The sequence below is a fragment of the Actinophytocola sp. genome, from assembly GCF_045807065.1.
In the GTDB taxonomy this organism is placed as follows: domain Bacteria; phylum Actinomycetota; class Actinomycetes; order Mycobacteriales; family Pseudonocardiaceae; genus Actinophytocola.
In genome coordinates this window covers 1-3,007 of record NZ_JBJMIE010000400.1, presented here as the reverse complement: position 1 = coordinate 3,007, position 3,007 = coordinate 1, and the positions used below count along the sequence as shown (strand labels likewise).

General features: G+C 70.5%; 2 protein-coding genes and 1 pseudogene. All 3 read left to right on the top strand.

Annotation, left to right across the window (positions count from 1 at the left end; translation table 11 throughout):
* The first annotated feature begins 104 nt into the window (after nt 1–104).
* Nucleotides 105–1,292, top strand: a complete 1,188-nt coding sequence (locus ACJ73U_RS23290) for a beta-ketoacyl-[acyl-carrier-protein] synthase family protein (protein WP_407779809.1) — start codon at nt 105–107, stop codon at nt 1,290–1,292.
* On the top strand, nt 1,289–2,338 hold the full coding sequence (locus ACJ73U_RS23285; protein ID WP_407779808.1) for a beta-ketoacyl synthase N-terminal-like domain-containing protein: 1,050 nt from the start codon (nt 1,289–1,291) through the stop codon (nt 2,336–2,338). Before ACJ73U_RS23290 ends, ACJ73U_RS23285 begins: the two co-directional genes overlap by 4 nt.
* Nucleotides 2,335–3,007: pseudogene (locus ACJ73U_RS23280) on the top strand (hypothetical protein); the annotation flags it as partial. The gene ACJ73U_RS23285 and the pseudogene ACJ73U_RS23280, both read left to right, overlap by 4 nt.

The following is a 3,007-nucleotide window of genomic DNA, read 5'->3' as shown; positions in this document are numbered from 1 at the left end:
GCCAACCTGGAGATCGAGTTCGACGTCGAGGTGGACCCCGGCGAGTTCGAGCGCCTGGTCAACCTCGACGGGGTCTACGCGGTGCTGAGCGAGGCCCTGGAGAAGTGAGGCAGCGCGTCGCCGTCACCGGGCTCGGCGTGGTGTCGAGCATCGGCACCGGTGTAGCCGAGTACACGGCCGGGCTGCGGGCCGGCCGGAGCGGCGCGCGACCCATCAGCGTGTTCGACACCGCCGGCTTCGCGCACAGCATGGGCTGTGAGGTCGTCGGGTTCTCACCGGAACGGTGGATAACGGCGCAACCACACGACGACCTCGGTCGCGCGGCCCAGTTCTCCGTCGCCGCGGCGCGGATGGCCGTGGCGGACGCGGGGATCGACGCCTCCGGCCGCACCATGGTCTGCATCGGCACCACGGACGGCGGCGGCGACGCCGGTGAGCGGATCGCCGAACATGCCGTGCGGGACCGGGAGGTGCCCGCCGCGCTGCGGCGCCGGGTGCCGGCCGCGACGTTGCCGGTGGCCGTCGCCCGCGAACTCGGACTGTCCGATGTGGACATCTCCACGGTCGCCACCGCCTGTGCCGCCGGCAACTACGCGATCGGCAACGGCTACGACGCCGTCGCGGCCGGCGACGTCGACGTCGCGCTCTGCGGTGGCGCGGACGCCATGTGCCGCATGACCTTCACCGGCTTCTACCGCCTCGGCGCCGTCGACCCCGAATGCTGCCGGCCCTTCGACGTCAATCGGCAGGGCATCCTCACCGGCGAGGGCGCGGGCGTGCTCGTGCTGGAACCGCTGGAGCGGGCAATGGCCCGCGGCGCGCGGATCTACGCCGAGGTCCTCGGCTACGGCCTGAACTGCGACGCCCGCCACCCCGTCGCACCGGACCAGGACAGCGTCGCCGCCTGCATGCGGCTCGCCCTCGACGACGCCGGCGTCACCCCCGACCAGGTGGACCTGATCTCCGCGCACGGCACCGGCACGAAAGCCAACGACACCACCGAGTGCGGCGCGATCCACGACGTGTTCGGCACCCCGCCACGCACGGTCTCGGTCAAGTCCATGCTGGGCCACACGATGGGCGCGGCCAGCGCGCTGTCGGCCATCGCGTGCGCGCTGGCCATCAGGGAGGGCTTCATCCCGCCGACCATCAACCACGTCGAGACCGACCCGGCGTGCGGGATCGACTGCGTGCCCAACTCCTCCGTCGCCGCGGAGCTGAACGTGGTGCAGAACAACGCGCTCGCGTTCGGCGGCAACAACTCCGTCGTCCTGTTCGGACGGCTGCCATGACGGGCGTCATGATCTCCGCGTGGTCTGCGCTCTCCGCGTACGGCCACGGCAGGACCGCCTTCGCCGACGGCGTGCGCGGCGGCGTGCCGGTCCCGATGACGGGCACCAAGGACGACTGGGCGTCGGCACAGGCCCGGGTGGTCCCCGACTTCGACGTCGTCGAGCAGTTGGGCCGCAAGGGCACCGGCTCCATGGACCGCACCAGCGCGCTCGCCGTCGCGACCCTGCGCGCACTGCAGCGCGACGAGCACGGCTCGGTGGCGCCGACCCCGAGGACCGGCGTCGTGCTCGGCACCACCAGCGGGTCGACCCGCACCCAGTTCGAGTTCACCCGCGACTCGCTCACCCGCCGCAGGCCGTACTTCGTCAACCCCGCGCAGATGCCGTTCGCGTTGATGAACGCGGCGGCCGCGCAGTGTGCGATGTGGCACGGCCTGACCGGTCCGAACACCACGGTCGCGGCCGGCAGGAACTCCGCGGCCGCGGTGCTGCGCTACGCCGCGCGGCTCCTGCGCACCGGCCGCGCGGACGGCGTGTTCGCCGGCGCGGCCGAGGAGCACAGCGGCGCCCGTGAGCTGCTGGAACACGGCGGTACCCTGGGTGAGGGGTGCGTGCTGTTCTTTTTGCAAACCGCGGACACGGGGAACCGAGCGGCGCTCGCGGAGGTCGTAGCGTCGGACACGAGGTTCCACGACGGTTCGCCTCGCCACGCGTTGGTGGAGAGCCTGCGGCACGTCGTGTCCGAGACGGACGAGGTGTGGGGGCTCGCGCTCTCGGCCGCCGGCTCGGAACTGTCCGAAGTGGAAGACGACGCGACGGGTGAGGTGTTGGGTCAACGGGTCGGCAGGGTCGTGCGTCCGGGTCAGCTCATCGGCGACACGGGCGCGGTGAGCGGTGCCTTCGGGCTCGCGGCGTTGCTGGCCCACGCCGGGGTGGACGCGACGGCCAGGGGGCGGCTCGCGGTGGTCACCTCGGTCGACCGGGACGGCACCGCCGGCGCCGTCGTGCTTCGCTTAGTGGGATCGCAGGCAAGGGGTGAACGATGAGCAAGTCGTGGGCCGAGGTCAAGAAGCTCCTCGACGATCCGTACGTGGACGCCGACACCAAGGAACACCTCTTCGCGGCGTACCTCCGCGAGGGGGGCTACGCGACCTCCTACGACTCGGCCGGCTACAACCAGGGCTACCAGCGGGGACCGTTCTACGTGAACGACGACCGCCTGCCGCCCGAGGTCCGCGACTACTACAAGAAGTACAAGCTCGACAACGGCGACTACGAGCAGGGCAACCTCGACAAGACCTACGAGGACGCCCAGGCCGAGTCGGAGGAGCGCGGCTACAGCAACAAGCTGAACGACCAGACCGTCGAGAACGGCCGCAAGTCCATCGAGGGCATGCAACCGCCGATCGAGGGCGCGACGAGCGGCGTGCGGAAGTCGAACGAGATCTTCGACCTGGCCAAGCCCGCGCTGAAGCTGTGGGAGGACTTCCTCCCGGTCAACGACAAGGTGCCCAGCGACACCCTCGGCCGCTACGGGAAGATCAACCTCGAGAACGACATCAAGAAGCGGTTCGACGAGCAGGTCGGCATCTCGTTCAAGAACTTCCTCGACGACGCCAGGCGCCTGCGGGACGCCTACACCCAGCTGAACACGCTCAACACGGACACCCAGACCGAGCTGAACAAGGTCTACAAGGACTGGTCCGGCCCCGCTG

Bases quoted from the DNA above. Each gene is read 5' to 3' on its own strand.
- ACJ73U_RS23285 (WP_407779808.1), top strand. From the start codon at position 1,289: ATGACGGGCGTCATGATCTCCGCGTGGTCTGCGCTCTCCGCGTACGGC.